We start from the raw sequence: 20,099 nt of genomic DNA, 5'->3' as shown, positions 1-20,099 counted from the left end.
GCTATGTTTCAAGTAACAGACGCACAGCGTCAAAAGGAAAAAGCAATTGTGGGATTTATAGGTCCGAGTGGTTCCGGTAAAACAGCAGGAGCGCTGCTAGTAGCTTACGGAATGATGAAGGAAGCATATCCAAACGCAAGCGAAGAGGAAATTTGGTCTAAGATCGGTGTCGTTGATACCGAGCACCGCCGAGCGAAATTATATGCTAATTTACAATTTGATGAAATCCGTATAGGCAGCTTTAAGCATATTGATTTTACGCCACCTTACACAACCGAACGTTATCAAATGGCCGTTGAAGCAATTAAGAACGCAGGGGCCGAGGTGGTTGTAATTGATTCACTTTCCCACAACTGGCAGGGGGAAGGCGGAATAGTTGAAACACATGGCAGCATGTCCGGCAACTCTTTTCAAAATTGGGGTAAACTTGCGCCGGAAACAACCAAGCTAATCAAAACATTGACGCAAAATGATGTTCATATCCTGGCAACATTGAGAACAAAAACGGAGTATGTTGTCGAAGCCGATAATAACGGGAAAATGGCCCCTCGTAAGGTTGGGACCAAGCCAGTACAAAAAGAAGAAATGGAATATGAATTCATGCTTAATTTCACTATTAGTATTGATCATATGGCTGAAACGTCTAAGGACAATACACGAATGTTTGAAGGCTCCTCAATAAAGTTAAATCCTGAAGTTGGCCGTAAACTTTATCAATGGTTAGAACTTGGCATTGATGTAAAAGCAGAGGAAGAAACAGAAAGAATCGGCTTAATCACCCACATTAAAACGTTGATCGAAGGTAACGAGCAGGCAGTTCAAATGATTGAGGAATTTCAGATCAAAGCCAATAAAAAACTTGATCAATGGAATATTAAATTGGCATCCGCCGCACTTGATAGATTAAACGGCGTCTTAGGAGGTGAGCAGGTTGAAAAATGATACAAAGCTCGAGGCGATTAGAGAACGTGCAAATATATCAGATGTACCCTGGTTAATTTCAGAGATTGATAGGTTGAATAGTGGAATAGACAGTGCAATTTATGATTTGCGAAATGAAGACACCAGCGATCCGCATGTATTAGATCAAGTCACTAAAAACCTAGTAACCGTATTGAACGGTAAATAAAAAATTTGGAGGAATTAAATATGTTTACAGTAGACCACAGTAAAGGCGATTCATTTGAACCAATTAAACCAGGAGAATACGAAGCAACAGTAATGCATTTTGAAGAAAAAACAGCAGCGTCAGGAAATAAGCGACTTGTTGTAGATTATGAAATTCGTTCGGATGTTGAGCAGCCATGCCAAGGGCAGAAAATTTTATATGATAACTTCACGGTTACAGAAAACGCTATGTGGAGATTTCACCAGGCATCAAAAGCCGCAGGTTTTCCCAACGGAATGAAATTCAAAGATCATATCGAATGGGCGAATGCTTTCTTAAATAAACCGGTTCGTCTCGTTGTGGGGGAGCGAGAACACAACGGGAAGAAATATCCGGAAGTAAAAGCGTTTAAGCCGTCCGAAGCGTCGACCCCGGAAGCTGACCCAATTAATATCAGTGACGACGATATACCTTTTTGATCATAGAAAACACAATTGAGGGAGTGTATAGCTCCCTCGTCTTTAAAGGGGAGTTATTACATGTACGATTTTAAAAACATACCGCAAGAGCTCAAAAACGCCCCTCAATGGATATTATGGCGTTCCGAAGAACGTGACGGCAAGAAAACAAAAGTGCCGTATCAGATTGACGGCAGCATGGCCCAATCCAGTAATAAAAGAACCTGGTCAACATTTCCGACCATTTTAAAATTTTATAATAATCGAGACTACGACGGGATCGGCTTCATGTTTTCAAAAGATGATCCGTTCATTGGCATAGATATTGACCATTGTGTTGAGGATGGAGTTTTGTCGCCATTCGCTCAAGAGATCGTTGAGAGTGTTGGCAGCTATACCGAATTTTCACCAAGTGGTAAAGGTGTCCACATTATTACAAAAGGTAAACTTCCATTACGAGGCCAGGGCACAGGAAGAAAAAATCCCGAACTTGGATTAGAAGTATATCGACACGGGCGCTATTTTACCTTTACAGGAAACAGTCTCGGGATCGGGGCAATTGAAGAACGATCGGACAAGCTCAAGGAGCTCTTTAATAAATATTTGAAGGACAAAAAAGAAGAAACGAAACCATCTAGCCCGCCTGCTGCTTCATCCCGTGATATGAATAATCTTTCTAATAAAGAGATATGGGAAAGGATGTTCAATAGCAAGAACGGAAAGAGCATTCAAGATTTGTTTAACGGTCATTTGATTAACGAGGATCATTCTGCTACAGATATGGCCTTGTGTAACCATCTGGCGTTTTGGACCGATAAAGACACCTCAAAAATGGATTCGATGTTTCGGGAATCGGGCTTGTATCGTGAGAAATGGAATCGACAACATTCATCCGATGGCGCTACATATGGAGAAATGACCATTGCCGCTGCCGTTTATTCTACTCATAAAACAATTTCTGATTTGATGGAAGAACATCAGGAGCAACCGTACGAGGTATATATTTCCCGTCCTCATAATTCTCAAGTTGAGGATACCGAAGAAATTATTGATACTCCGCCTGTGTTTCATTTAACCGAACTGGGTAATGCTGAACGTATCGCCTATTATCACGGAAAGAATATCCGATATTGTAACGAGCTTGAATGGCTGATTTGGGACGGAAAGCGATGGGAAGAAGATAGCAAACGTAAAATTGAAGCCATTACCGCTAAGACGTTGCGGGCACTGTATGGAGAGGCTGAGGCCGCAGAAGACAAAATTCGAAAAAAGCAGCTTTATGATTGGGCAAAGAAATGTGAAAGGCGTTCAATTCGAATAAATAGCATACTGGATGTGCGACCGATGGTATCGGTTAAGAAAAAAGATTTTGATAGCTTTAAGTTTCTTTTCAATTGCGATAATGGAGTCATTAACCTTAAAACAGGAGAGTTGAGACCACATGATAGAAATTTGCTGCTAACAAAAATGTCACACATCCCTTATGAAAAAGATTCTGATTGTCCAAACTGGATCAATTTTCTTGAGAGTATCTTTCTGACAACAGCCGGAGATCCCGATCATGAATTAATAGAATATCTACAGAAGGCAATTGGATATTCACTAACAGGTGTTACAAAGGAACAAATTATGTTCTTCCTTTTCGGAAATGGTCGGAATGGTAAATCAACTTTTATTAATGTGATTCAGGATATTCTTGGAGATTACGCCCGTCAGACGAATAGTGATACTTTCTTGAAGAAGAAAAATGAATCAGGAATCAACAATGATGTAGCTCGTCTGGATGGTGCGCGATTTGTTTCGGCTGTCGAGAGTGAAGAGGGCCAGCAGCTGTCAGAGGCACTTGTAAAGCAAATAACTGGTGGAGAGAAGATGTCTGCTCGTTTTCTCCGCCAAGAATACTTTGAATTTACACCGGAATTTAAAGTGTTTTTTACGACAAACCATAAGCCAATTATCAAAGGCGGCGACAATGGGATTTGGCGCAGAATTAAACTGGTTCCTTTTACAGTAACTATACCGGAAGAGAAGATTGATGCTGATCTTCCTGAAAAATTAAAAAGAGAAATGCCGGGAATACTCCGATGGATTGTGGACGGATGCTTGAAGTGGCAGAAGGAAGGATTGAAAGATCCAAAAGCGATTAGAAATGCTACACAAGGTTATCGTGAAGACATGGATATTTTAGGACCTTTCTTAAATGAAAATTGTACTATACATGAGGATGCCAGTATAGAAGCTAAAATCCTATACGAAAACTATAAAAAATGGTGTTTTCAGAATGATGAAATAGACTTGAAGAATCGTTCCTTTTATCGCCAGTTAGAAGTAAGGGGCTTTAAAAAAGAAAATGGAGCAAAAAATAAAGTTTATTTTAAAGGTCTTACTTTAAATCAGTACGCTGGACATAATTTACTTTCAGGGGTTAATGAAGAAGCTAAAGGGGTTAATAAAGTTAATCAGCCAAAAGAAGATAAAGCAGCTATTAGAAAAAAGCTATGAAACCTTATATAACAAAGCATTTCCAAAGATTTATAATCATGGTTTTTAGGGTTATGGGTTAATGAGTTAATTAAATATATATGTTCCTTTCTTATGAAAATAAATAAATAAAAATAATAATATATATATATATAAGGAGTTTAATAGATTTCGCGGTTAATTCGTTAACTCATTAACCGTTTCTTTTATAAAGCCTTATATATCAACGTTTTTAAGAGTTAATGAATGATTTGGGTTAATAAAAACATTAACCCTTTTTAAATAGAGGTGGGAAAAATGCACCCGAAACAAATTTGTGCAGACTTAGAAATGTTGGGCGCTCGTTTGGTTCTTGATGGAAACGATCTTTATATTGAGAATCCCGAAAACGTCTATCAAGAACTTGTGGAATTTGTTCAGTCTTACAAAAGACGAATTATTCGATATTTGAAAGGCGAATACTCGGATCATGAACATAATGTGAAACAGACAATAGATAAAATCATTAATTATTACATGGGCATCGCTCAAGACTTAAATACAAAAATAGATGACTGGTTCAATCATGATTGGGATGCGGCGACAAAAGTCGCGAGATTGCTCGTTTTATTTTGGGAGAACGGATGGAGAGACCTTGACACTTCCGTTTCGAATTTTGAAAGTGAGGAGACGGACAAACACTCTTTAGAAATTTATGAGAGGGCAATGTCTTATTTTAAGGGGAGTAAATCATGACTATTATTCATTACAACTATTCAGATACAGAGTTAAAAGAAATTTTAGGCAGCATGATCATTATTGTGGATACGAGAGAACAGAAGAATCAACATGTTCTTGACTATCTTCGTAAAAAGAATGTATCCATCAAATTCAAAGCCATGAAGACGGGCGACTATTCCGCAATGATTCCAAAAAATGAGGCATACGGGATCAATAGAGACATGTATTTAAATGCTGCTATCGAAAGGAAAAACGGAGTTGATGAGCTTGTTCAATCCATTAAGGATCGTTCCAGGTTTGAAAATGAATTGATTCGTGCATCAAAAAACCCTTTCACTCTTCTTGTGGAAGATCTGGAAGGGTATCAAAAGATACTCAACGGAAAATATCGTTCAAAATATGAACCTAAATCGCTGCTTGGTAGCTTGAAAACATTTGAGGTTCGTTACAATTTCTCAACGGTTTTTATTAATCCAAGTGCGACCGGAAACTATATCTATCATCATTTTCATTACATGGCCCGAGAATTACTAAAGGGGGGCTTGATGTGAATGAATTAATGAAGGCCCTTTATCTTGAGCGAAAAAAGGATGAAATCAAAGCGCAGCTGCTTAAAATGGGATATTTTAAAACGCCTGATGGTCGGCAGTTGTATGAGCTATCACTAGATGAATTAGACGAAATATTCAAAAAACAATTGATTGAAAGGGGAAAATAAAAATGGTTTTTGTAGGTTTTGAAGAATCACACGAGGTGCGGCAGCTGGCTAAAAGTTTAATTGATGAACACCACCCACATTTAAAAGATGCGATTGGGCACATTGGGTTTTATATTCGAGAAGGAAGCAGCAAATGGGCGGGGAAAGCGAAAAAATGCACGGCCTTTGAACGCCATATGACTGATTACATGCTTTTTGTATTCGTAAATAAGGAATCCTGGAAGGCAATGAACAAGAAACAGCGTGCCGCCCTGGTCGATCATGAACTTTGTCATTTTACACGTACCAAAACTGAAGAACCTGACCCGAAAGATCCGAGGAATTGGATCACTGTGTACGGGCCCGCCGATGACCCTGACAGTTGGGGCATTCGAGAGCATGATGTAGAGGAATTTTCCGAAATCATAGAGCGTCATGGCCTTTGGGATACGGGTATCGAATCATTCGCCGCAGTTGTGCGGGAGGCTGATCACCAAATGAATATCGATGATGTGACCAGAGAACAACGAATTCAGAGGGTGAAATAGTGGAACATACCGAAACCAAAGAAGATAAGGAACTGATTCGATTAAAAAGAAAGATAGATCGGCTCATATCAAAAAGTGACAGAAAAGGCTATGAATTTATTGATTTTGAAATTGGGACAATTAGAAGAATTGCTCATGCGAAAAGCATGCATGAACTCAATTACTTAGTATTAATGTCTATTCAAATGATATTTGATAATCACAAAATCAGATAATGTTAATGATATCAGGAAGGTGAAGAAATGAAGCTGTTGAGCATTGGAGACATTCTAGAAGATTTTCATGGCAATACAAGCATGGGCCTATACCTAGTTGCAAAGCTATATTTCGGGGAAATGTTCGGATATAAGTACGCTTTAGTCAGCCTAAATGGTGAAGGTGTCGCAAATGGATTTCATGATAGTTTACAGGAATTACAAGACCATCCGTACCTCAAATCAATGGTGCATGTGAAAGGATTGGAGGTAGCAGAATGAGAAATCGTCTACTTATCTTTTATATCATGTTTGGATCGTTGTCAGCTTTAGCGGTCATGTATATAAATTAAGGAGGCAATGAAAGACTTGAGATTACAAGACATTCCAAGTAAAATTATAGATATTGAGACTTTAACAAGAAAAGGACCTATTGTTCTCGTTATATCTGATGGTAAAGCGAGATTTTCACCGCTGCCGTCGCACGGGGAAACAAAGATCGTTACACATGACAACAAGGTAACTCGTGTTAATTTCAACGAAGGCGAGTTATTCGAGTAAATATAACCGTTCTACCGGAAAGCCGGGGGACACTGATCATGACAGCAAAAATCGCTGTGTGATTGGTGTCCCTTTTTTATTTTCAGAAAAGGAGAAAGCAAAATGAAAACGTTGAGAGCTGCTTTTCTAAAAGCGGGTTATAAATCTATGTCAACGAAAAGAACTGACGTCCCTAAGGACAAACGTACCCGAAATCACACGCAGGAGCTTTCAGAAAGAGAGTTAAGAGAGCTTATGGGTATTTATCGCACAACATATAAAAGAGGGCGTGGCGGGGCATTTAAAAGCAAATAAAAGGGGGTGGTATTTTGAAAGATTTAATCAAGGAATATAAAGCAGCGTTGAAAGAAACTAAAAGGAGTTTGGCAGCATCTACAGACGAAGGGGAAATGAAAACGTACCGTTCAATGATTTTTGACCTAGAATATGCGATAGAGTGGATGGAAACACAAAGGCAACCAAGTGCAAGACGTGGCATGGATCGCCGTTCCTATTATGAACGCACAATATTCACAACAATAGAAGTCCTTGACTTCCTATATTCAACATACCACGTTCCCGAATCTGACCCGCTAGCAGTAAACGAAAATGAACTGGATTTACTCGAGTATGCCATGTCTACGCTGACGGATAAGGAGAAAGAGATTTATATAACTGTTGTTGGTCATAACCTATCTTTCAGTAAATGTGCCGCACTTCATGGTATAGCAAAAGGGTCAGTCCAAAAACATATAGAGAGGGCAAGAAAAAAGATCGCTCGAAAGGTAGAGGAATTGAGATCGGGAGAAAGGAGATACGCTGATGTTGGGTGAACCGCCTGTAATAGACAAAAAGGAAACGAGAAAAAGAGTTGAAAGTATACTCGACAACTATCGTTTGTATCTTCTCCAGGTCCCGGACGATATGCTGCCTAAAATAACGGCCGGGTTTAGTATCGTCCCTCCAGCTGTGACGAACGCTTTTCATTCATCTACTGAGAGTACGGCCATTAAACGTATTGAGTGGGAACAGAAACGAAATGTATATCTTGAGAGAGTGCAAAAGGCTGTCAATCGTCTTCCGTATAATGAGAGACAGATAATCATAAAACGTTACATGCAGCAAGAACCTGTTTTCGATTACCAGGTTTATAATGAAATTGGCATGAGTGAAAGATCATATACACGCCTGAAAGGAAAGACATTTCTTGATCTCGCTTATGCTCTCAATGAAGTTGTATTTAAAGCACCCGTTTAGAGGTGTTTTTTATTTTGGCTGAATTTTGGCGTAAAAGTGGCGTGTTTTTGGCGTAATGTTGGCGCAGCATGACGTGAAAAAGGTTGTAATATTGTATTATGCGATAAATTGAGAGCGGCTTCCATTGTGGAGGTCGCTTTTTATATGGAGGTGTTAGCTGTGGTAGAAGTAACTGTAATCTCTATGGAGCGACACATGAAAGAAGAAGTTGAGGAGTTATATCGAGGAGCAGATTTACTCATACCGTTTAAGCGTGTTCCTTATGTCGTTGTGAATGCTGAAATTAAACACAAGGGCAATATGATTAAATCAGAGTATACATTCTTTGATGCCGAGGATATGTCTTTCAAGGAAGCGCAAGAGCGCATAATTGATATGCTGGCGAATGGTCTTGCCGATTGAATTTGTGGAATAAATGACAGGAGGTAACAAGTATGAGCGACAAGCAAAATAAAACAACCCCTGCGGCAACAGAGGTTGATGATGAACGGATGCAAGCTGAACAGCTTTTGAATGATATTAATTCTGGAAATATCTCAATTAACAAAGCAAGATCTGTTCTAGGTTTGTCACCGTTAGCAAATCAAGCAGCTAATCTAAAATATATTGCTAGTCAAAATAGTTCTATTTGATATATAGAAGGTTCCTCATCTAGTTTATTAAGATTTTGCAGATTTTTTAATGCTCTAATTTGCATGTTGTTATGTTTACATAATTGTGGAATAGCAACTAACAAAGCCTCATGAGGAAGGTCAAGATTGTAATGACGGGCTAATACTTCTCGAAGCTCAGCTGAATTAATTGTATTAAATTTCTCACCTAAAAAAAGAATACCAAACCTTTCACTTTTTATGTTATTTAGACTAATACTTTCTTGCTTTAAATCTTGCAGCGCTTTACTAATGATCATCATTTCATTAAATGTATTTTGAATATCTGACTTAATATCACTCATATTTTCACCTCCTATCTAAACATATAGGAATATTATACCAATGAGTAAGGAGAAAAGAGAATGACAAATAAGAACATTATTGTTTATTCAAAAAAAGATGGGGTCAACAGACTTTTACCTATTGACACCAACGATTTGATTTCTTTGACAAAAATCGTTGAAAAGAATTATCCGACAGAGAAAGATTTTATCTATGCCTTAGTGCAAGGTGTAGAAATTAAATTATTCTAAACGAGTGAAATACATGTGAAGCGCCTTTCCAATGGATGGGTGCTTTTTATTATGAGGAGAGTGTTGAATATGTTTTTAGACTTAACTTACAGAAGCATCTATGACCAACTTGATGAAGCGTTAACTAAGAAGACTTTGATCGTTATCACTGCTAGGACAAGACGAATCGGCAAGACAAAAGCGCTTGCGCATCTGGCTGCAATTAAAGAATTACCGATTGTCGTCAAGGATTCAATGGTTAATATGTATACAAAAGAGTATCCAAATGTACGGATTACCGGGGAATCTGCCGCTAAAAGAAGTACCTTTTTAAATACTGTGTTGGTTGAAGAAGGCGTACAGGAGACAACTATCACTATATTAAGAGATAAGGGCGTTACGGTATCTGGGTTCTTTGTTGACCCAAGATGGTCCGTGGTATCTGGGGAATATGTTCCGTACGAAGAACGAAAAAGAACTGAACACGGCACCGAACAAGCAACAACTGTATCGGAACCTCCTTTGCTACAAATCACATTGAAAGATATACATTCAGTTCCTGAAGTGATTCACAATGGTGAGCCATTGGAAGGACGGATTGATATAGATTTCAATTGGAAAACGGGCGGATTTGATACAGTTGGCTCTACTTATATTAATCTGCGGACACTTGGGAATAAGGGTAAGAAACCAATTGAAAAAAGGATTGAGTATAAACGCGGAGAAGCAATGGATGAGCTGCCGACAAAAGATGATCTAGTTTGGGATAAAGAACGAGGCATTTACCTTCGTCCTTGAAAAAACGTGAATGATAGCACTGTCCAATAGGGCGGTGCTTTTTATATGGAGGAGTTATCTGTGGTAGAACTCTTAATCTTAAAAGGTTGTTCAAAACAACGCACAAGGACTTTCATCGTAGGGGCAAACACTCGTCACGCAAGAGCACTATGGCGACATGTGAAAAAGAAATTCCCACAATATAAATACCCTCACTATGTTTCTAGGGACCCTGCATTGCTGGACGGGGTGAATCCTAGCGAAACAATTTTAATTTTACTGCCGGGCTATTATCGAAATCCAATAATCAACAGCTATGAATTTCAATGGTTGAAGGAAAATGCCATTGATGTAATTCATATCAATGAGGAGGAAATCAAATGAAAATTTTAGTTCTTAAAACGGATTGTCTATTAAGCAAGGATGCAAAAGATGCGCTTAGAGAAGTAGCTAAAAAAGCAGCTCAAACTGGCATTATGATTCTTGATGGCGGTTTAGATGCTGAGGTATTAGACGTCCAAGGAGTAGCAATCAATGAAGAAGTCACTGAAACCCTGCAATGAACCTGGTTGCCCTCAACTAACGCGTGAAGGATATTGCCAGCAGCATAAGACATCGAAGCCTTTATATGATCTGTTCCGTGAATCATCATCTCGCCGTGGGTATAATAGCCGATGGCGTAAAGCGCGTGAAGGTTATCTAGTAAAGCATCCTTTGTGTCAGTCTTGCATGTTACAAGGTAAGCGTATTGTTGCTACAGTGGTGGACCACATCAAGCCACATAAGGGAGGAAAAAAACTATTCTGGGATTCTTCTAACTGGCAGCCACTGTGTGCGTCCTGTCACAGTAGGAAGACCGCTAAAGAAGATGGAGGGTTTGGGAATGGTTAATCAAACATGCGTGTGTGATCAATGTGGAACAACATTCATTATTAAAAGTTGTTCTAGGATTAGAAAGATTGGCGAAGGGATTAAACAACATCTTCTAGTTTGTCCGAGGTGTAAAGCTGAGTACACATCCTACTATACAAATGCGGAAATCAGAAAGCAGCAAAGTAAAATCAGTAGGCTATATAATGCTATTCGAATGACGAGGAACAAAAGTCTACTTGATCAACATTATAAGAAAATAGATTCAATACGAGCAGATTTAGAAAGAGACATGAATCAGCTTCGCATTGAAGTTGAAGGCACCCCCCAGGGTTAAATCCCTAGAAAGGATTTGCTGTAGACCGCGTCTCCCTCAACATCGCGAGAAATTCCCTAAATGAAAATTCGGAAGGAGGTGAGGGGATGGCAAGGCCGAGACAACCAGTTGACTTGTTGCTAGTGAAAGGGAAGAAAAACCTTACCAAGAAAGAGATTGCAGAAAGAAGAGAGCAGGAAATTAAGGCACCAGATGACAAAGTGAAAGCTCCTTCTTATTTACCAAAAGACTTAAAAAGAGAATTCAAAAAGATAGCGGACGAGCTCAAAAACATCGGAATTATGACAAATTTAGATGTAGATGCGCTTGCCCGTTTTTTGTTTGCTCGAAAACAATATTTACAAATAACAGAAATCATATTAGATACGCCGATTACAGCACTTACCGAAAATTCAGATGGTGAAAAATTTGAAATTGCGAATCCTGCCTATGGTGATCTTCTAATAAATCAAGACAAACTGTTTAAACAATGCAGACAAGCATCAAGTGATCTAGGATTAACCATTTCCTCTCGCTGTAAACTTGTGATCCCTAAAAAGGATGACAAGCCGAAGTCAAAAGAGGAAGAACGCTTTGGAGGGCGCATGTAATGAAAGAGATGACAGCGGAGCTTTTAATTGAGCGCGTATGGTCATATTGCGAAAACATCCAAACAGGGGAAATAAAAGCTGGGAGGAAGCACAGGCAAGCTGTTCAAAGATTTACCAGAGACGTAGAGCGGTTAGCCGACGAGGATTGTCTGTATTATTTTGACGCCGAAGCAGTCCTTGATTTTTATGAATGGGCCAAGCAGTTTAACCATGTGGAAGGCATATTGGCAGGTCAGCCGATTGAACTTACAGACTTTCAGCTATTCATGGCTGCTAATATCTATGGATTTTACAAAAAGGTCAATGGTGCCAGGCGTTTTAGAAAGGCTTACATCCAGTTAGCGAGAAAAAACGCAAAATCACAATTGCTGGCTATCATGGCTTCATATGAAATCTTTCCCACTAAAGAAAAACATCGTGTGTTTATTGCTGGTTGGTCAAGGGAGCAGTCAGACGAAGTCTATCAAGCAATCCTTGAACAACTACAGCACGCACCGATTTTAGAGGGGAAATACACCGATGCTAACGGGCAGGTCACAAAATACGCAACAAATTCAATTATCAAACCGTTATCCCGTGAAGCCCGAAAGGTTGGAGACGGAAAAAACCCATCACTAGGGATAGTCGACGAATATATGTCTCATGAAACAAGTGAAATATATGATGTTATTGACAGCGGTATGGTCGCCCGTCGTAGCCCTTTGATGATTATCATTACTACTGCAGGTTTCAACTTGAACGGGCCGTGTTTTAAAGAGTATCAATATGTTTCCAAGATTCTTGATCCCGACATTGAAATTAAAAACGATGATTATTTTGTTATGATCTGTGAGCTTGATCCCGAGGACGATATAAAGGAAGAGTCGAATTGGATTAAGGCAAACCCGATTGTAGCAACTTACCCGGAGGGGATGGAATCACTAAGGGCAGCGTTAAAAGTTGCATTAGATGTGCCTGAAAAGATGAGAAGTTTCCTTACAAAAAACATGAATGGATGGGTCGATCAACAGGACAACGGCTATATGAAAATGTCGAAATGGCGTGCTTGTTTTGGAGAAATGTCCGATCTCAAAGAAATGGCGATCTATCTTGGCTTAGATTTATCTATGACTACAGATTTGACTTCTGTCGGATGGGTTGGCGTTCTTGATGGTTTTTATTATGTTGGTCAGCATTCCTTCATCCCCGAAGAACGAGCCAAGGAGAAGATGGCTACTGATAAAGTGCCTTATGATTTATGGCGTGATCAAGGTTGGATGACATTCACACCAGGGGAAGCGGTTGATTATCAATTTGTCGAAAGGTGGATTATTGAATTTGCTCACGTCAACAAATTAAGGGTCATTGAAGCTGCTTACGACAAATGGAATGCGCTGCACCTTGCACAACGGCTTGAGGGTAAGGGATTTAATATGGTTGAGTTACCGCAGAGAATTCAGCATCTATCATTACCTACAAAGGACTTTAGGCAAAAGGTGTATGAGGGTAAAGTCATTCATGCAAACGATCCATTGCTCACATTTGCATTTAACAATGCGATTATTAAGCAAGACGCACAAGAAAACATCATGCTAGACAAAGCGAAGTCACCACAAAGAATAGATCCAGCTGCAGCGATGATGAATGCTTTTGCTAGGGCCATGTATCACGATATGGGTGCAAACGTTGACTTAAACGAACACTTTTCAGGAAATTTCAGTTTTTAGGATGTGAGAGAGTGAAAAAAATTATTGTTTATCTGAAATTATTATTAAACGACTTGCTGTTTATTGGAGGGTGCATCTTTATTCTGCTGGCAGCGTATCGGGTAAATACGAACATCGGTCTATTTCTGACGGGTGTATTTTTTATGTTTTATGCCTACTTGCTGTCAAATCACGCGCGGCAGAAAGAGAGGTGAAATAAATGTTTATAGATAAGTTTTTTGAAAAACGATCCAGCTCAACAACAATAGACGGTTTCAGTCAGTTGATCAATCTATTCGGAGGTAGAGAAACGGCCAGTGGTGAAAGAGTCAGTGAAAGTAATTCATTTGAGCAGCCTGACATTTTCGCATGTGTCAACGTATTGTCTGATGACATTGCAAAGCTACCGATACACACTTTTAAAAAAGAGAGTCAAGGAGTCAACAGAAACCCTAATCATCCATCAGCCTATATGATCTACGCAAGGCCAAACCCGTACATGACTGCTTATGTGTGGAAAAAGCTGATGATGACGCATGTACTCACATGGGGGAATGCCTATTCGATGATTGAGTTTGGGGCTCACGGTTTCCCTGAAAATCTATACCCGTTGCGGTCGGATGCAACAAAAGCATACATCCATCCCGACTCAGGGAGGCTATGGTACCAAACCACCGTTAACGGAAGGACGATGGAACTTAATGATTACCAAGTGCTGCACTTTAAAGGTCTATCAACGGATGGTATACACGGTAAGTCGCCTATTGGTGTAATACGAGAGCACATAGGCGCTCAAGCAGCTGCGACAAAATATAACGCAAAACTATATAAAAACGAAGCCACGCCGCGAGGCATTCTAAAAGTACCCTCTTTTTTGGATGAAAAACCAAAAGAGAACGTCCGTAAAGAATGGCTGCGGGTCAACCAGGGTGAAAACATAGCGATTATTGATAATGGACTAGAATATCAATCTATTGCCATGCCGTTGGAAGAAGCGCAGTTTGTAGAATCTATGAAATTCAATAAAGCACAAATTTCAATGATTTATAAAGTTCCGTTGCATAAACTCAATGAGCTTGATAAAGCCACATTTTCAAACATTGAGCATCAATCCCTGGAATACGTAAAAAACACATTGCAACCGTGGATCGTGAATTTTGAACAGGAATTAAATATTAAGTTGTTTACTGACAACGACCAAAAAGCCGGTCATTATGTAAAATTCAATGTTGATAGTGAGCTGCGCGGCGACAGTAAAACTCAAGCAGAGTATTTTAAGACCATGAGTGAAGCGGGTCTTTTAAATAAAAATGAGATTCGTGACTTGATTGAAAGAAACCCTATCGAACATGGCGAGAAATATCTTTCTAGCTTGAATTATGTGTTTCTCGACTTTATGGAAGAATACCAGAGGCTTAAAGCTGGTGCGGCCATGAAGGGAGGTGACAGCGAGAATGAGTAAGGAAAAAGAAGTGCGGCTGCTGACGTCGCCAATTGAGATCCGTTCCGACGGTGAGGGACAAGCTGAATATGTGGAAGGTTATGCTTTGAAGTTTGAAAAGTGGTCCGAACGTTTGGGGTGGTTCAAGGAGATCATAAGTAGGAACGCTTTAGAATCTACCGATCTATCAAACGTAATTGCGCTTTTCAATCACAGACAAGACTTTCCTTTAGCAAGAAACACTGTTTCAGGTGAGTCAGGACGGCTTGAACTAGAAATAGATGGCATAGGTCTTAAATTCAGATTTAAACCGTCAGACACGTCATATGCGCGCGATCTCATGGAGAATATACGCAGCGGCGTTATTAATCAATGTTCTTTTGCCTTTTCGTTGGATTATAACGGCGAAGAACCTGATGAGTGGCGCATAAATGAAGATGAAGACATATACGAACGAAGAATAAACAGCATTCACCGCATTTATGACATTTCTCTTGTAACGACACCTGCGTACAGTGACACCGAAGCTGTGGTAGGTGCCCGCAGTTTAGAGAAAGTAGAAGAAATGAAAGAACAACGAAGCACGCCAACAGATGAAACTTTAAAAATTGAATTGGAACTTTTAAGCCTTGATCTTCCCGAATAAGGCTTTTTTGCGTTCTATGAGGAGGAAAAATAAAAATGTCTAAAAAAGAAATTGAATTACGTCAGCAGTTTACGCGAAAGAAAGAAGAAGCAGATAAAGCACTAGCAGAAGGAAAAACAGAGGAGGCGCGCCAGCTTCTTGATGAAGTGAAAGAGCTGAAAAATCAAATTGATCTGATGGTAGAAGGACGCTCGCTGAACGTGCCTGATTTACCTGGCGGTGAAAATTTTGTGCCGGAGCAAGAACGCAACCCGGAGGGACGAAAAGGAGCCGAAGGAGATAAAGAAGAACGCCAAAAGAAATTCACCCAATTGTTCATGAAGTCTCTTCGTGGTAAATCCTTAACACATGAAGAACGTGAATTTCTAGAAAATCCTGAGTTCAGGGCAATGTCAGGGAAAAACGAGGAAGACGGCGGGATCCTGATTCCTGAAGATATTTCAAGAACCATTAAAGAGTTAAAGCGGGAGCAATTACATCAACTTGAGCAATATATCACGGTCGAGCCGGTAGCAACACGATCAGGTAGTCGTATGCTTGAAAAAAATGCAGACATGACACCATTCCTAGACATCGAGGAAATGGGGGAAATTCCTGAAACAGATCAACCTAAGTTTACGAAGCTGTCATACAGTATCACTGATTACGCAGGACTATTGCCACTTTCAAATACATTGTTGCAAGATACTGATCAAGCGATTATGTCATATGTTGCAAAATGGTTTGTTAAAAAATCAGTCGCAACAAGAAACGCTCTTATTCTGGCTATTCTTGAAGGCTTGAAAAAGGTGAAATTTAAAGGTTTTGACGATATTAAAAAGACTTTAAACGTTACACTTGACCCTGCCATTTCTGCTGGAGCAATCATCATGACAAACCAAGATGGGTTTAATTACTTTGATCAATTGAAAGATGCGGACGGCAAATATCTAATGAAAGATGTACCTACGGACCCGACAAACAAAATGCTATTCGGTCGTCCTGTAGTAGTGATTTCAAACAGGGTTCTCAAAACCAAAGAGGGGAAAGCACCTGTAATCATTGGAGATTTAAAAGAGGCTATCGTTTTATTTGATCGTCAGCAACAGTCTATCGACTATACGAATCTTGCTGCAGGATCATTTGAAACAAACACAACAAAAGTACGAGCAATTGAACGTGAAGACGTTGTGGCTTGGGATAAAGAAGCGGTAGTATACGGCCAGTTGTCAATAAGCGAGTAAATAAAAAAGAGGTGAAGGGTCATGCGAGTGACAAAAAACTACACCACTGATGGCGGGGATCGAACTGTCATTGGTGGTGTTTTAGAATTTGCAGGAGGAAAAATCGTCAAAGATGGTCAGGAAGTTAGTCTAGGTGGCGGCGGATCAGCTGCACCAGGAAGCGTTACTCATGAAATGCTGGCTGAAAAAGCTGTCCGGTCGGCAAACATCGGGACAGGAAGTATCATGCCGGAGCATCTTAATTCGTCTATTGAAACTAGACTCAAAGGAATGGAAGACGAAATAAAAGAGCTGCAAAGCAAACTGAGCAAAGAATAATAATTGAAAGGAATTGATCTAACATGGCAAAAGATTACCTAAACGAAAGTAATGGAGTATTCACGTCTGCAGAGGCGGGCCCTGATGGTAAACCTATCACAGCAGTTACGGTGAAAGACAATAGCGAAGAAAATCCTCTTTATGTGAAGGGGTTAAAGGGTGATCCTGGTGAACAAGGCCCTCAAGGTCCGAAAGGAGAAAAAGGCGATCCAGGAGAGCAAGGCCCAAAAGGTGACAAAGGCGATCCCGCAGTAATTGAAACGGGGTCTATTAAAAACGACCATTTAGCAGATAAATCTGTTAACTCTCGTACTATAGGCACTGGCAGTGTGATGTGGGAGAATCTTAATTCTGCAGTAAAAGACTTGATCACCGAGTTACAGACGAGAGTCAATGAGCTTGAGGGTAAAGAAAATACTGAATAAGTAGGCGGTCTTCTATGGATTTAAAAATGCTGAAAGATGAATATTTAAAAATTGATACCGATCAAGATGACGCCTTGCTTAAATCCTTAATTACTGCAGCAAAGGGATATATCAAAAATGGTATAGGACGTTATGTGGAAGGAAATGCACAGTATGCGCTTGTAACAGGCATGCTTGTTGCTCATTGGTACGAAAATCGAGGGGTGTATGAGTCAGGCGTTTCCGGCTCATCCATCCCTTTTACTATTCGGGATCAACTAACCCAACTTCGCTATGTGGAGGCAGAAGAGGATGAAGAAGATAAGCGAGTTGAATCGTCGCTTAACCTTTCAAGTAAAGAAAAGGGTACAGGATGACGAACTGAAATGGAATGAATCTTATGAAAATGTTTTTGAGACATGGGGTTCAATCGAAGGATTTTCCGGCTCAAAGTCAGACACGCTTGTTGCAGGCGCGTTAGGCGTCAAGTCACCAAAGAAAATAACAATAAGATACAGAGAAGACGTTACACAAGACATGCGAATCCTTCATCAAACGGGAACCGATGACGCAGGAGAGCCAACATATCGCACTTTCGACGTAATGGATTTCAACGACGTCGAAAATAAAAAGAAGCAACTTGAAGTCACATGCAGTGAGGTTGGCATAAATGGCTGATATGGATATTGATGGATTCGAAGATCTAACAAGATTTTTTAATAAAATCGGTGACGACGTCGAAAAAGCTGAAAAGGTTGCCCTTAAAGCTGGCGGTGAGGTAATAGCAGAGTATCAAAAACGTAATGTGAATAAGAGTTCAAAAAATCAGCCTCACATGGTCGATAACATCACCGTTTCAGCTGCAAGAGAATCCAGAGATGGTGAACTGTTTGTAACTGTGGGACCGAATAAAAAAGTTGCTTATCGTGGTAGATTCCTGGAATGGGGCACATCCAAAATGCCGCCGCATCCATTCATCGAGAAAGCCGGAATCGAAGGGGAGGGACAAGCTGTGAAGATCATGGAAAGAATTATCACGGCGCCTATTAAATGAGTCTTGATGCGAAGAAGGAATTGAGTGCAGCGTTAATAAAAAACAAAGAGTTAAAGCAGCTTGTCACGGGTGGTTTTCATAACCTAGTGGCCGATGATGTGGCCGCATTCCCAAGGGTTGTGTTTTCAGAGATTACAAATAGGGATCAAGAGTACAGAGACAACCATTCCGCAGCAAGTGAGGTACGGTTCCAACTAAGCATATTTTCAAAAGCAGACACACGGAAAGACGAAACAGAAATAGCGAAAGAAATAGATCGTCTTATGAAAGATTTAGGTTACGGAAGATATGATTCAGTGGATCTTTACGAAACAGATACAAAGATCTTTCACAGAGGCATGAGGTACGTCAAAACATTTTTCTAGGAGGAAAACAGATGGGGAAAACAATCTACGGATTAGATATGTTTCATTACGCTGAGCTTATTCAGGATGATGAAAAAGGGCTTGAATACGCTAAGCCTTCAAGAATACCAGGAGCTGTAAACGTAAAAGTCGACCCTAAATCAGAGCAATCTAAATTTTGGGCTGATAATGGTGTCTATGATTCATTTAACAACATGGGTGACATTGACCTTGAGGCTGAACTAGCGGATTTACCTATTGAGGTACAAAATAAGATTTTCGGTCACAAGGTCGAAAATGGGATTTCTTTTGCCAGTTCTGATGATAAGGCGGTTTTCTTGGCTTTCGGGTTTAGAGCGAAAACATCCACAGGCGGGCACAGATATTATTGGTTCTTGAAGGGGCTTCCTGAATTGCTGGGCAATGAACACAAAACTACCGAAGGGAAAGCCGATCCTGAAACACCAAAGTTTAAAGCAGGTTTCATGACGCTTCAAAATAAGAAAGGGAAAAACCGTTGGAAGGCTCAAGCTGAATTCGACGAAGGCTTTGATCCGGAAGAATGGTTTAAACAAGTTGTATATGACGGCGCATCATTCGCCAAAGGAAAAGAAACAGAGGATTCCACAAGTTCAGCAGACCTTGGAAAGGGCGTTTAATAACGCTCTTTTTTTTATTTTGTAATCGGGAGGAAATAACACATGGAAGCAATGACAATCACTTTGCATTTAAACGGTAAAAAAAAGAAGTTCTCGACACCTAGCTTTATCACAGGTGCTTTGTTTAGAACCGCGGTAGAAGTAACAGAAGACTTTGAATCAAATGATCCTGAAAGACTTTATACAAGCGCACAATCAGAGTTTATCTGCGAAGTCTTCGGAAACAAATTCACTGCAGAAGAATTTGAACAAGGCATTGATTCACGACTTTTAACTAGAACAATCTACGCAACTGCAAACTATGTCATCGGAAATATCGTTGAAGCGAGCAAGATCCTGAATCCTGAAACTGCAGAGGAAGCAGAGCCGGGGGAGTAAGTTTGTCCGATGCTGTCTTAGATATGTATAACGCATTAGAGGACATTGGCTTTACTCAAAATCAGATAGACGAAATGGACATTGTCTATCACCTAAAACGCCTTGCACGCAGGAAAGAAGCGAGCAAGGAAAAGCCAAGTAAGAACGCTACAGCATCGGATAAACCTTTATACATTGATCAGATACCTGGACTGTAAAAGGTGGT

Annotated in this window: 37 protein-coding genes; 36 read left to right on the top strand and 1 reads right to left on the bottom strand. The window is 40.0% G+C overall.

Features of this window, described 5'->3' with window-relative positions; all coding sequences use genetic code 11:
• Positions 1-3 precede the first annotated feature (3 nt).
• From NST39_RS10645 to NST39_RS10570, 16 genes are all read left to right on the top strand, one after another.
• The gene (locus NST39_RS10645) at positions 4-942 is read left to right on the top strand and encodes an AAA family ATPase (protein ID WP_341028354.1); all 939 of its coding nucleotides are present in this window, start codon (positions 4-6) and stop codon (positions 940-942) included.
• Positions 932-1,129, top strand: a complete 198-nt coding sequence (locus NST39_RS10640; RefSeq protein WP_341028353.1) for a hypothetical protein — start codon at positions 932-934, stop codon at positions 1,127-1,129. Before NST39_RS10645 ends, NST39_RS10640 begins: the two co-directional genes overlap by 11 nt.
• A gap of 20 nt (positions 1,130-1,149) precedes the next feature.
• Entirely contained in the window at positions 1,150-1,587 is a 438-nt protein-coding gene (locus NST39_RS10635; RefSeq protein ID WP_341028352.1) for a DUF669 domain-containing protein, read from the top strand.
• A gap of 60 nt (positions 1,588-1,647) precedes the next feature.
• Complete coding sequence (locus NST39_RS10630; protein WP_341028350.1) at positions 1,648-4,068, top strand: phage/plasmid primase, P4 family; 2,421 nt, start codon at positions 1,648-1,650, stop codon at positions 4,066-4,068.
• A 276-nt stretch (positions 4,069-4,344) separates the two neighbouring features.
• Positions 4,345-4,782: a hypothetical protein gene (locus tag NST39_RS10625; protein ID WP_341028348.1), complete on the top strand. Its 438-nt coding sequence runs from the start codon at positions 4,345-4,347 to the stop codon at positions 4,780-4,782.
• Entirely contained in the window at positions 4,779-5,318 is a 540-nt protein-coding gene (locus tag NST39_RS10620; RefSeq protein ID WP_065098269.1) for an ERCC4 domain-containing protein, read from the top strand. Before NST39_RS10625 ends, NST39_RS10620 begins: the two co-directional genes overlap by 4 nt.
• Complete coding sequence (gene fbpA / locus NST39_RS10615; RefSeq protein ID WP_073206640.1) at positions 5,315-5,485, top strand: Fur-regulated basic protein FbpA; 171 nt, start codon at positions 5,315-5,317, stop codon at positions 5,483-5,485. The genes NST39_RS10620 and fbpA overlap by 4 nt, the downstream gene beginning before the upstream one ends.
• 2 nt (positions 5,486-5,487) lie before the next feature.
• The gene (locus tag NST39_RS10610; RefSeq protein WP_341028344.1) at positions 5,488-6,012 is read left to right on the top strand and encodes a putative metallopeptidase; all 525 of its coding nucleotides are present in this window, start codon (positions 5,488-5,490) and stop codon (positions 6,010-6,012) included.
• Positions 6,012-6,227, top strand: a complete 216-nt coding sequence (locus NST39_RS10605; RefSeq protein ID WP_341028342.1) for a hypothetical protein — start codon at positions 6,012-6,014, stop codon at positions 6,225-6,227. The genes NST39_RS10610 and NST39_RS10605 overlap by 1 nt, the downstream gene beginning before the upstream one ends.
• Positions 6,228-6,254: 27 nt before the next feature.
• Positions 6,255-6,488: a hypothetical protein gene (locus tag NST39_RS10600; RefSeq protein WP_144468312.1), complete on the top strand. Its 234-nt coding sequence runs from the start codon at positions 6,255-6,257 to the stop codon at positions 6,486-6,488.
• A gap of 87 nt (positions 6,489-6,575) precedes the next feature.
• Entirely contained in the window at positions 6,576-6,767 is a 192-nt protein-coding gene (locus NST39_RS10595; RefSeq protein WP_341028340.1) for an XtrA/YqaO family protein, read from the top strand.
• 102 nt (positions 6,768-6,869) lie between these two features.
• Entirely contained in the window at positions 6,870-7,061 is a 192-nt protein-coding gene (locus NST39_RS10590) for a hypothetical protein (RefSeq protein WP_341028339.1), read from the top strand.
• 14 nt (positions 7,062-7,075) lie between these two features.
• Positions 7,076-7,579, top strand: a complete 504-nt coding sequence (locus tag NST39_RS10585) for a sigma factor-like helix-turn-helix DNA-binding protein (protein WP_341028337.1) — start codon at positions 7,076-7,078, stop codon at positions 7,577-7,579.
• Positions 7,569-8,003, top strand: coding sequence for an ArpU family phage packaging/lysis transcriptional regulator (locus NST39_RS10580; RefSeq protein WP_044139833.1), 435 nt, complete (start codon positions 7,569-7,571; stop codon positions 8,001-8,003). The genes NST39_RS10585 and NST39_RS10580 overlap by 11 nt, the downstream gene beginning before the upstream one ends.
• A gap of 144 nt (positions 8,004-8,147) precedes the next feature.
• Entirely contained in the window at positions 8,148-8,405 is a 258-nt protein-coding gene (locus tag NST39_RS10575) for a hypothetical protein (RefSeq protein WP_341028335.1), read from the top strand.
• Positions 8,406-8,437: 32 nt separating this feature from the next.
• Complete coding sequence (locus NST39_RS10570; RefSeq protein WP_341028334.1) at positions 8,438-8,635, top strand: hypothetical protein; 198 nt, start codon at positions 8,438-8,440, stop codon at positions 8,633-8,635.
• Here the strand turns inward: NST39_RS10570 and NST39_RS10565 are convergent.
• Positions 8,617-8,958, bottom strand: a complete 342-nt coding sequence (locus tag NST39_RS10565) for a hypothetical protein (protein ID WP_341028332.1) — start codon at positions 8,956-8,958, stop codon at positions 8,617-8,619. The two genes, NST39_RS10570 and NST39_RS10565, sit on opposite strands and share 19 nt — an antisense overlap.
• 60 nt (positions 8,959-9,018) lie before the next feature.
• Here NST39_RS10565 and NST39_RS10560 point away from each other — a divergent pair, with 60 nt between their 5' ends.
• From NST39_RS10560 to NST39_RS10465, 20 genes are all read left to right on the top strand, one after another.
• On the top strand, positions 9,019-9,189 hold the full coding sequence (locus NST39_RS10560) for a hypothetical protein (RefSeq protein ID WP_341028330.1): 171 nt from the start codon (positions 9,019-9,021) through the stop codon (positions 9,187-9,189).
• Between the two features lie 51 nt (positions 9,190-9,240).
• Positions 9,241-9,966: a hypothetical protein gene (locus NST39_RS10555; protein ID WP_341028328.1), complete on the top strand. Its 726-nt coding sequence runs from the start codon at positions 9,241-9,243 to the stop codon at positions 9,964-9,966.
• A gap of 60 nt (positions 9,967-10,026) precedes the next feature.
• Positions 10,027-10,329 (top strand): hypothetical protein, encoded by a 303-nt coding sequence (locus NST39_RS10550; protein WP_341028325.1) that lies wholly within the window; start codon positions 10,027-10,029, stop codon positions 10,327-10,329.
• On the top strand, positions 10,326-10,508 hold the full coding sequence (locus NST39_RS10545) for a hypothetical protein (protein WP_341028323.1): 183 nt from the start codon (positions 10,326-10,328) through the stop codon (positions 10,506-10,508). The genes NST39_RS10550 and NST39_RS10545 overlap by 4 nt, the downstream gene beginning before the upstream one ends.
• Positions 10,480-10,836, top strand: a complete 357-nt coding sequence (locus tag NST39_RS10540) for an HNH endonuclease (protein ID WP_341028321.1) — start codon at positions 10,480-10,482, stop codon at positions 10,834-10,836. The genes NST39_RS10545 and NST39_RS10540 overlap by 29 nt, the downstream gene beginning before the upstream one ends.
• Before the next feature lie 402 nt (positions 10,837-11,238).
• Complete coding sequence (locus tag NST39_RS10535) at positions 11,239-11,742, top strand: phage terminase small subunit P27 family (protein ID WP_341028318.1); 504 nt, start codon at positions 11,239-11,241, stop codon at positions 11,740-11,742.
• Complete coding sequence (locus NST39_RS10530) at positions 11,742-13,448, top strand: terminase large subunit (RefSeq protein ID WP_341028315.1); 1,707 nt, start codon at positions 11,742-11,744, stop codon at positions 13,446-13,448. The genes NST39_RS10535 and NST39_RS10530 overlap by 1 nt, the downstream gene beginning before the upstream one ends.
• A gap of 11 nt (positions 13,449-13,459) precedes the next feature.
• Complete coding sequence (locus NST39_RS10525; RefSeq protein ID WP_110487093.1) at positions 13,460-13,642, top strand: hypothetical protein; 183 nt, start codon at positions 13,460-13,462, stop codon at positions 13,640-13,642.
• Positions 13,643-13,647: 5 nt separating this feature from the next.
• Positions 13,648-14,889 carry a phage portal protein gene (locus NST39_RS10520; RefSeq protein ID WP_341028312.1) on the top strand — a complete coding sequence of 414 codons (1,242 nt, stop codon included), beginning with the start codon at positions 13,648-13,650 and terminating at the stop codon, positions 14,887-14,889.
• On the top strand, positions 14,882-15,514 hold the full coding sequence (locus NST39_RS10515) for an HK97 family phage prohead protease (protein ID WP_341028309.1): 633 nt from the start codon (positions 14,882-14,884) through the stop codon (positions 15,512-15,514). The genes NST39_RS10520 and NST39_RS10515 overlap by 8 nt, the downstream gene beginning before the upstream one ends.
• Positions 15,515-15,549: 35 nt before the next feature.
• A complete protein-coding gene (locus tag NST39_RS10510; protein ID WP_341028307.1) occupies positions 15,550-16,737 on the top strand; it encodes a phage major capsid protein in 1,188 nt (395 codons plus the stop codon).
• Between the two features lie 21 nt (positions 16,738-16,758).
• The gene (locus NST39_RS10505) at positions 16,759-17,055 is read left to right on the top strand and encodes a hypothetical protein (RefSeq protein WP_341028304.1); all 297 of its coding nucleotides are present in this window, start codon (positions 16,759-16,761) and stop codon (positions 17,053-17,055) included.
• Between the two features lie 23 nt (positions 17,056-17,078).
• Positions 17,079-17,480 carry a collagen-like protein gene (locus NST39_RS10500; protein ID WP_341028302.1) on the top strand — a complete coding sequence of 134 codons (402 nt, stop codon included), beginning with the start codon at positions 17,079-17,081 and terminating at the stop codon, positions 17,478-17,480.
• Between the two features lie 14 nt (positions 17,481-17,494).
• Positions 17,495-17,836, top strand: a complete 342-nt coding sequence (locus NST39_RS10495; RefSeq protein WP_099682788.1) for a head-tail connector protein — start codon at positions 17,495-17,497, stop codon at positions 17,834-17,836.
• Entirely contained in the window at positions 17,772-18,137 is a 366-nt protein-coding gene (locus tag NST39_RS10490; RefSeq protein WP_099682787.1) for a phage head closure protein, read from the top strand. Before NST39_RS10495 ends, NST39_RS10490 begins: the two co-directional genes overlap by 65 nt.
• Positions 18,130-18,513: an HK97-gp10 family putative phage morphogenesis protein gene (locus NST39_RS10485; protein WP_099682786.1), complete on the top strand. Its 384-nt coding sequence runs from the start codon at positions 18,130-18,132 to the stop codon at positions 18,511-18,513. The genes NST39_RS10490 and NST39_RS10485 overlap by 8 nt, the downstream gene beginning before the upstream one ends.
• The gene (gp17, locus tag NST39_RS10480; RefSeq protein WP_044139845.1) at positions 18,510-18,878 is read left to right on the top strand and encodes a tail completion protein gp17; all 369 of its coding nucleotides are present in this window, start codon (positions 18,510-18,512) and stop codon (positions 18,876-18,878) included. Before NST39_RS10485 ends, gp17 begins: the two co-directional genes overlap by 4 nt.
• A gap of 11 nt (positions 18,879-18,889) precedes the next feature.
• Complete coding sequence (locus NST39_RS10475) at positions 18,890-19,516, top strand: major tail protein (protein ID WP_341028294.1); 627 nt, start codon at positions 18,890-18,892, stop codon at positions 19,514-19,516.
• Between the two features lie 42 nt (positions 19,517-19,558).
• The gene (gene gpG / locus NST39_RS10470; protein WP_044139847.1) at positions 19,559-19,894 is read left to right on the top strand and encodes a phage tail assembly chaperone G; all 336 of its coding nucleotides are present in this window, start codon (positions 19,559-19,561) and stop codon (positions 19,892-19,894) included.
• Positions 19,895-19,896: 2 nt separating this feature from the next.
• Complete coding sequence (locus NST39_RS10465; protein WP_034665790.1) at positions 19,897-20,091, top strand: hypothetical protein; 195 nt, start codon at positions 19,897-19,899, stop codon at positions 20,089-20,091.
• Positions 20,092-20,099: the final 8 nt, after the last annotated feature.

This window comes from Bacillus sp. FSL W8-0645, assembly GCF_038007905.1.
Lineage (GTDB): Bacteria > Bacillota > Bacilli > Bacillales > Bacillaceae > Bacillus > Bacillus pumilus.
The sequence above is the reverse complement of the archived record's forward strand: the minus strand, read 5'-3'. Positions and strand labels throughout refer to the sequence as shown.

Bases quoted from the DNA above. Each gene is read 5' to 3' on its own strand.
- NST39_RS10645 (WP_341028354.1), top strand. From the start codon at position 4: ATGTTTCAAGTAACAGACGCACAGCGTCAAAAGGAAAAAGCAATTGTG.
- NST39_RS10635 (WP_341028352.1), top strand. From the start codon at position 1,150: ATGTTTACAGTAGACCACAGTAAAGGCGATTCATTTGAACCAATTAAA.
- NST39_RS10630 (WP_341028350.1), top strand. From the start codon at position 1,648: ATGTACGATTTTAAAAACATACCGCAAGAGCTCAAAAACGCCCCTCAA.
- NST39_RS10625 (WP_341028348.1), top strand. From the start codon at position 4,345: ATGCACCCGAAACAAATTTGTGCAGACTTAGAAATGTTGGGCGCTCGT.
- NST39_RS10620 (WP_065098269.1), top strand. From the start codon at position 4,779: ATGACTATTATTCATTACAACTATTCAGATACAGAGTTAAAAGAAATT.
- NST39_RS10610 (WP_341028344.1), top strand. From the start codon at position 5,488: ATGGTTTTTGTAGGTTTTGAAGAATCACACGAGGTGCGGCAGCTGGCT.
- NST39_RS10600 (WP_144468312.1), top strand. From the start codon at position 6,255: ATGAAGCTGTTGAGCATTGGAGACATTCTAGAAGATTTTCATGGCAAT.
- NST39_RS10590 (WP_341028339.1), top strand. From the start codon at position 6,870: ATGAAAACGTTGAGAGCTGCTTTTCTAAAAGCGGGTTATAAATCTATG.
- NST39_RS10580 (WP_044139833.1), top strand. From the start codon at position 7,569: ATGTTGGGTGAACCGCCTGTAATAGACAAAAAGGAAACGAGAAAAAGA.
- NST39_RS10575 (WP_341028335.1), top strand. From the start codon at position 8,148: ATGGAGGTGTTAGCTGTGGTAGAAGTAACTGTAATCTCTATGGAGCGA.
- NST39_RS10570 (WP_341028334.1), top strand. From the start codon at position 8,438: ATGAGCGACAAGCAAAATAAAACAACCCCTGCGGCAACAGAGGTTGAT.
- NST39_RS10565 (WP_341028332.1), bottom strand. From the start codon at position 8,958: ATGAGTGATATTAAGTCAGATATTCAAAATACATTTAATGAAATGATG.
- NST39_RS10560 (WP_341028330.1), top strand. From the start codon at position 9,019: ATGACAAATAAGAACATTATTGTTTATTCAAAAAAAGATGGGGTCAAC.
- NST39_RS10555 (WP_341028328.1), top strand. From the start codon at position 9,241: ATGAGGAGAGTGTTGAATATGTTTTTAGACTTAACTTACAGAAGCATC.
- NST39_RS10545 (WP_341028323.1), top strand. From the start codon at position 10,326: ATGAAAATTTTAGTTCTTAAAACGGATTGTCTATTAAGCAAGGATGCA.
- NST39_RS10540 (WP_341028321.1), top strand. From the start codon at position 10,480: ATGAAGAAGTCACTGAAACCCTGCAATGAACCTGGTTGCCCTCAACTA.
- NST39_RS10535 (WP_341028318.1), top strand. From the start codon at position 11,239: ATGGCAAGGCCGAGACAACCAGTTGACTTGTTGCTAGTGAAAGGGAAG.
- NST39_RS10530 (WP_341028315.1), top strand. From the start codon at position 11,742: ATGAAAGAGATGACAGCGGAGCTTTTAATTGAGCGCGTATGGTCATAT.
- NST39_RS10520 (WP_341028312.1), top strand. From the start codon at position 13,648: ATGTTTATAGATAAGTTTTTTGAAAAACGATCCAGCTCAACAACAATA.
- NST39_RS10515 (WP_341028309.1), top strand. From the start codon at position 14,882: ATGAGTAAGGAAAAAGAAGTGCGGCTGCTGACGTCGCCAATTGAGATC.
- NST39_RS10510 (WP_341028307.1), top strand. From the start codon at position 15,550: ATGTCTAAAAAAGAAATTGAATTACGTCAGCAGTTTACGCGAAAGAAA.
- NST39_RS10505 (WP_341028304.1), top strand. From the start codon at position 16,759: ATGCGAGTGACAAAAAACTACACCACTGATGGCGGGGATCGAACTGTC.
- NST39_RS10500 (WP_341028302.1), top strand. From the start codon at position 17,079: ATGGCAAAAGATTACCTAAACGAAAGTAATGGAGTATTCACGTCTGCA.
- NST39_RS10495 (WP_099682788.1), top strand. From the start codon at position 17,495: ATGGATTTAAAAATGCTGAAAGATGAATATTTAAAAATTGATACCGAT.
- NST39_RS10490 (WP_099682787.1), top strand. From the start codon at position 17,772: ATGAAGAAGATAAGCGAGTTGAATCGTCGCTTAACCTTTCAAGTAAAG.
- NST39_RS10485 (WP_099682786.1), top strand. From the start codon at position 18,130: ATGGCTGATATGGATATTGATGGATTCGAAGATCTAACAAGATTTTTT.
- gp17 (WP_044139845.1), top strand. From the start codon at position 18,510: ATGAGTCTTGATGCGAAGAAGGAATTGAGTGCAGCGTTAATAAAAAAC.
- NST39_RS10475 (WP_341028294.1), top strand. From the start codon at position 18,890: ATGGGGAAAACAATCTACGGATTAGATATGTTTCATTACGCTGAGCTT.
- gpG (WP_044139847.1), top strand. From the start codon at position 19,559: ATGGAAGCAATGACAATCACTTTGCATTTAAACGGTAAAAAAAAGAAG.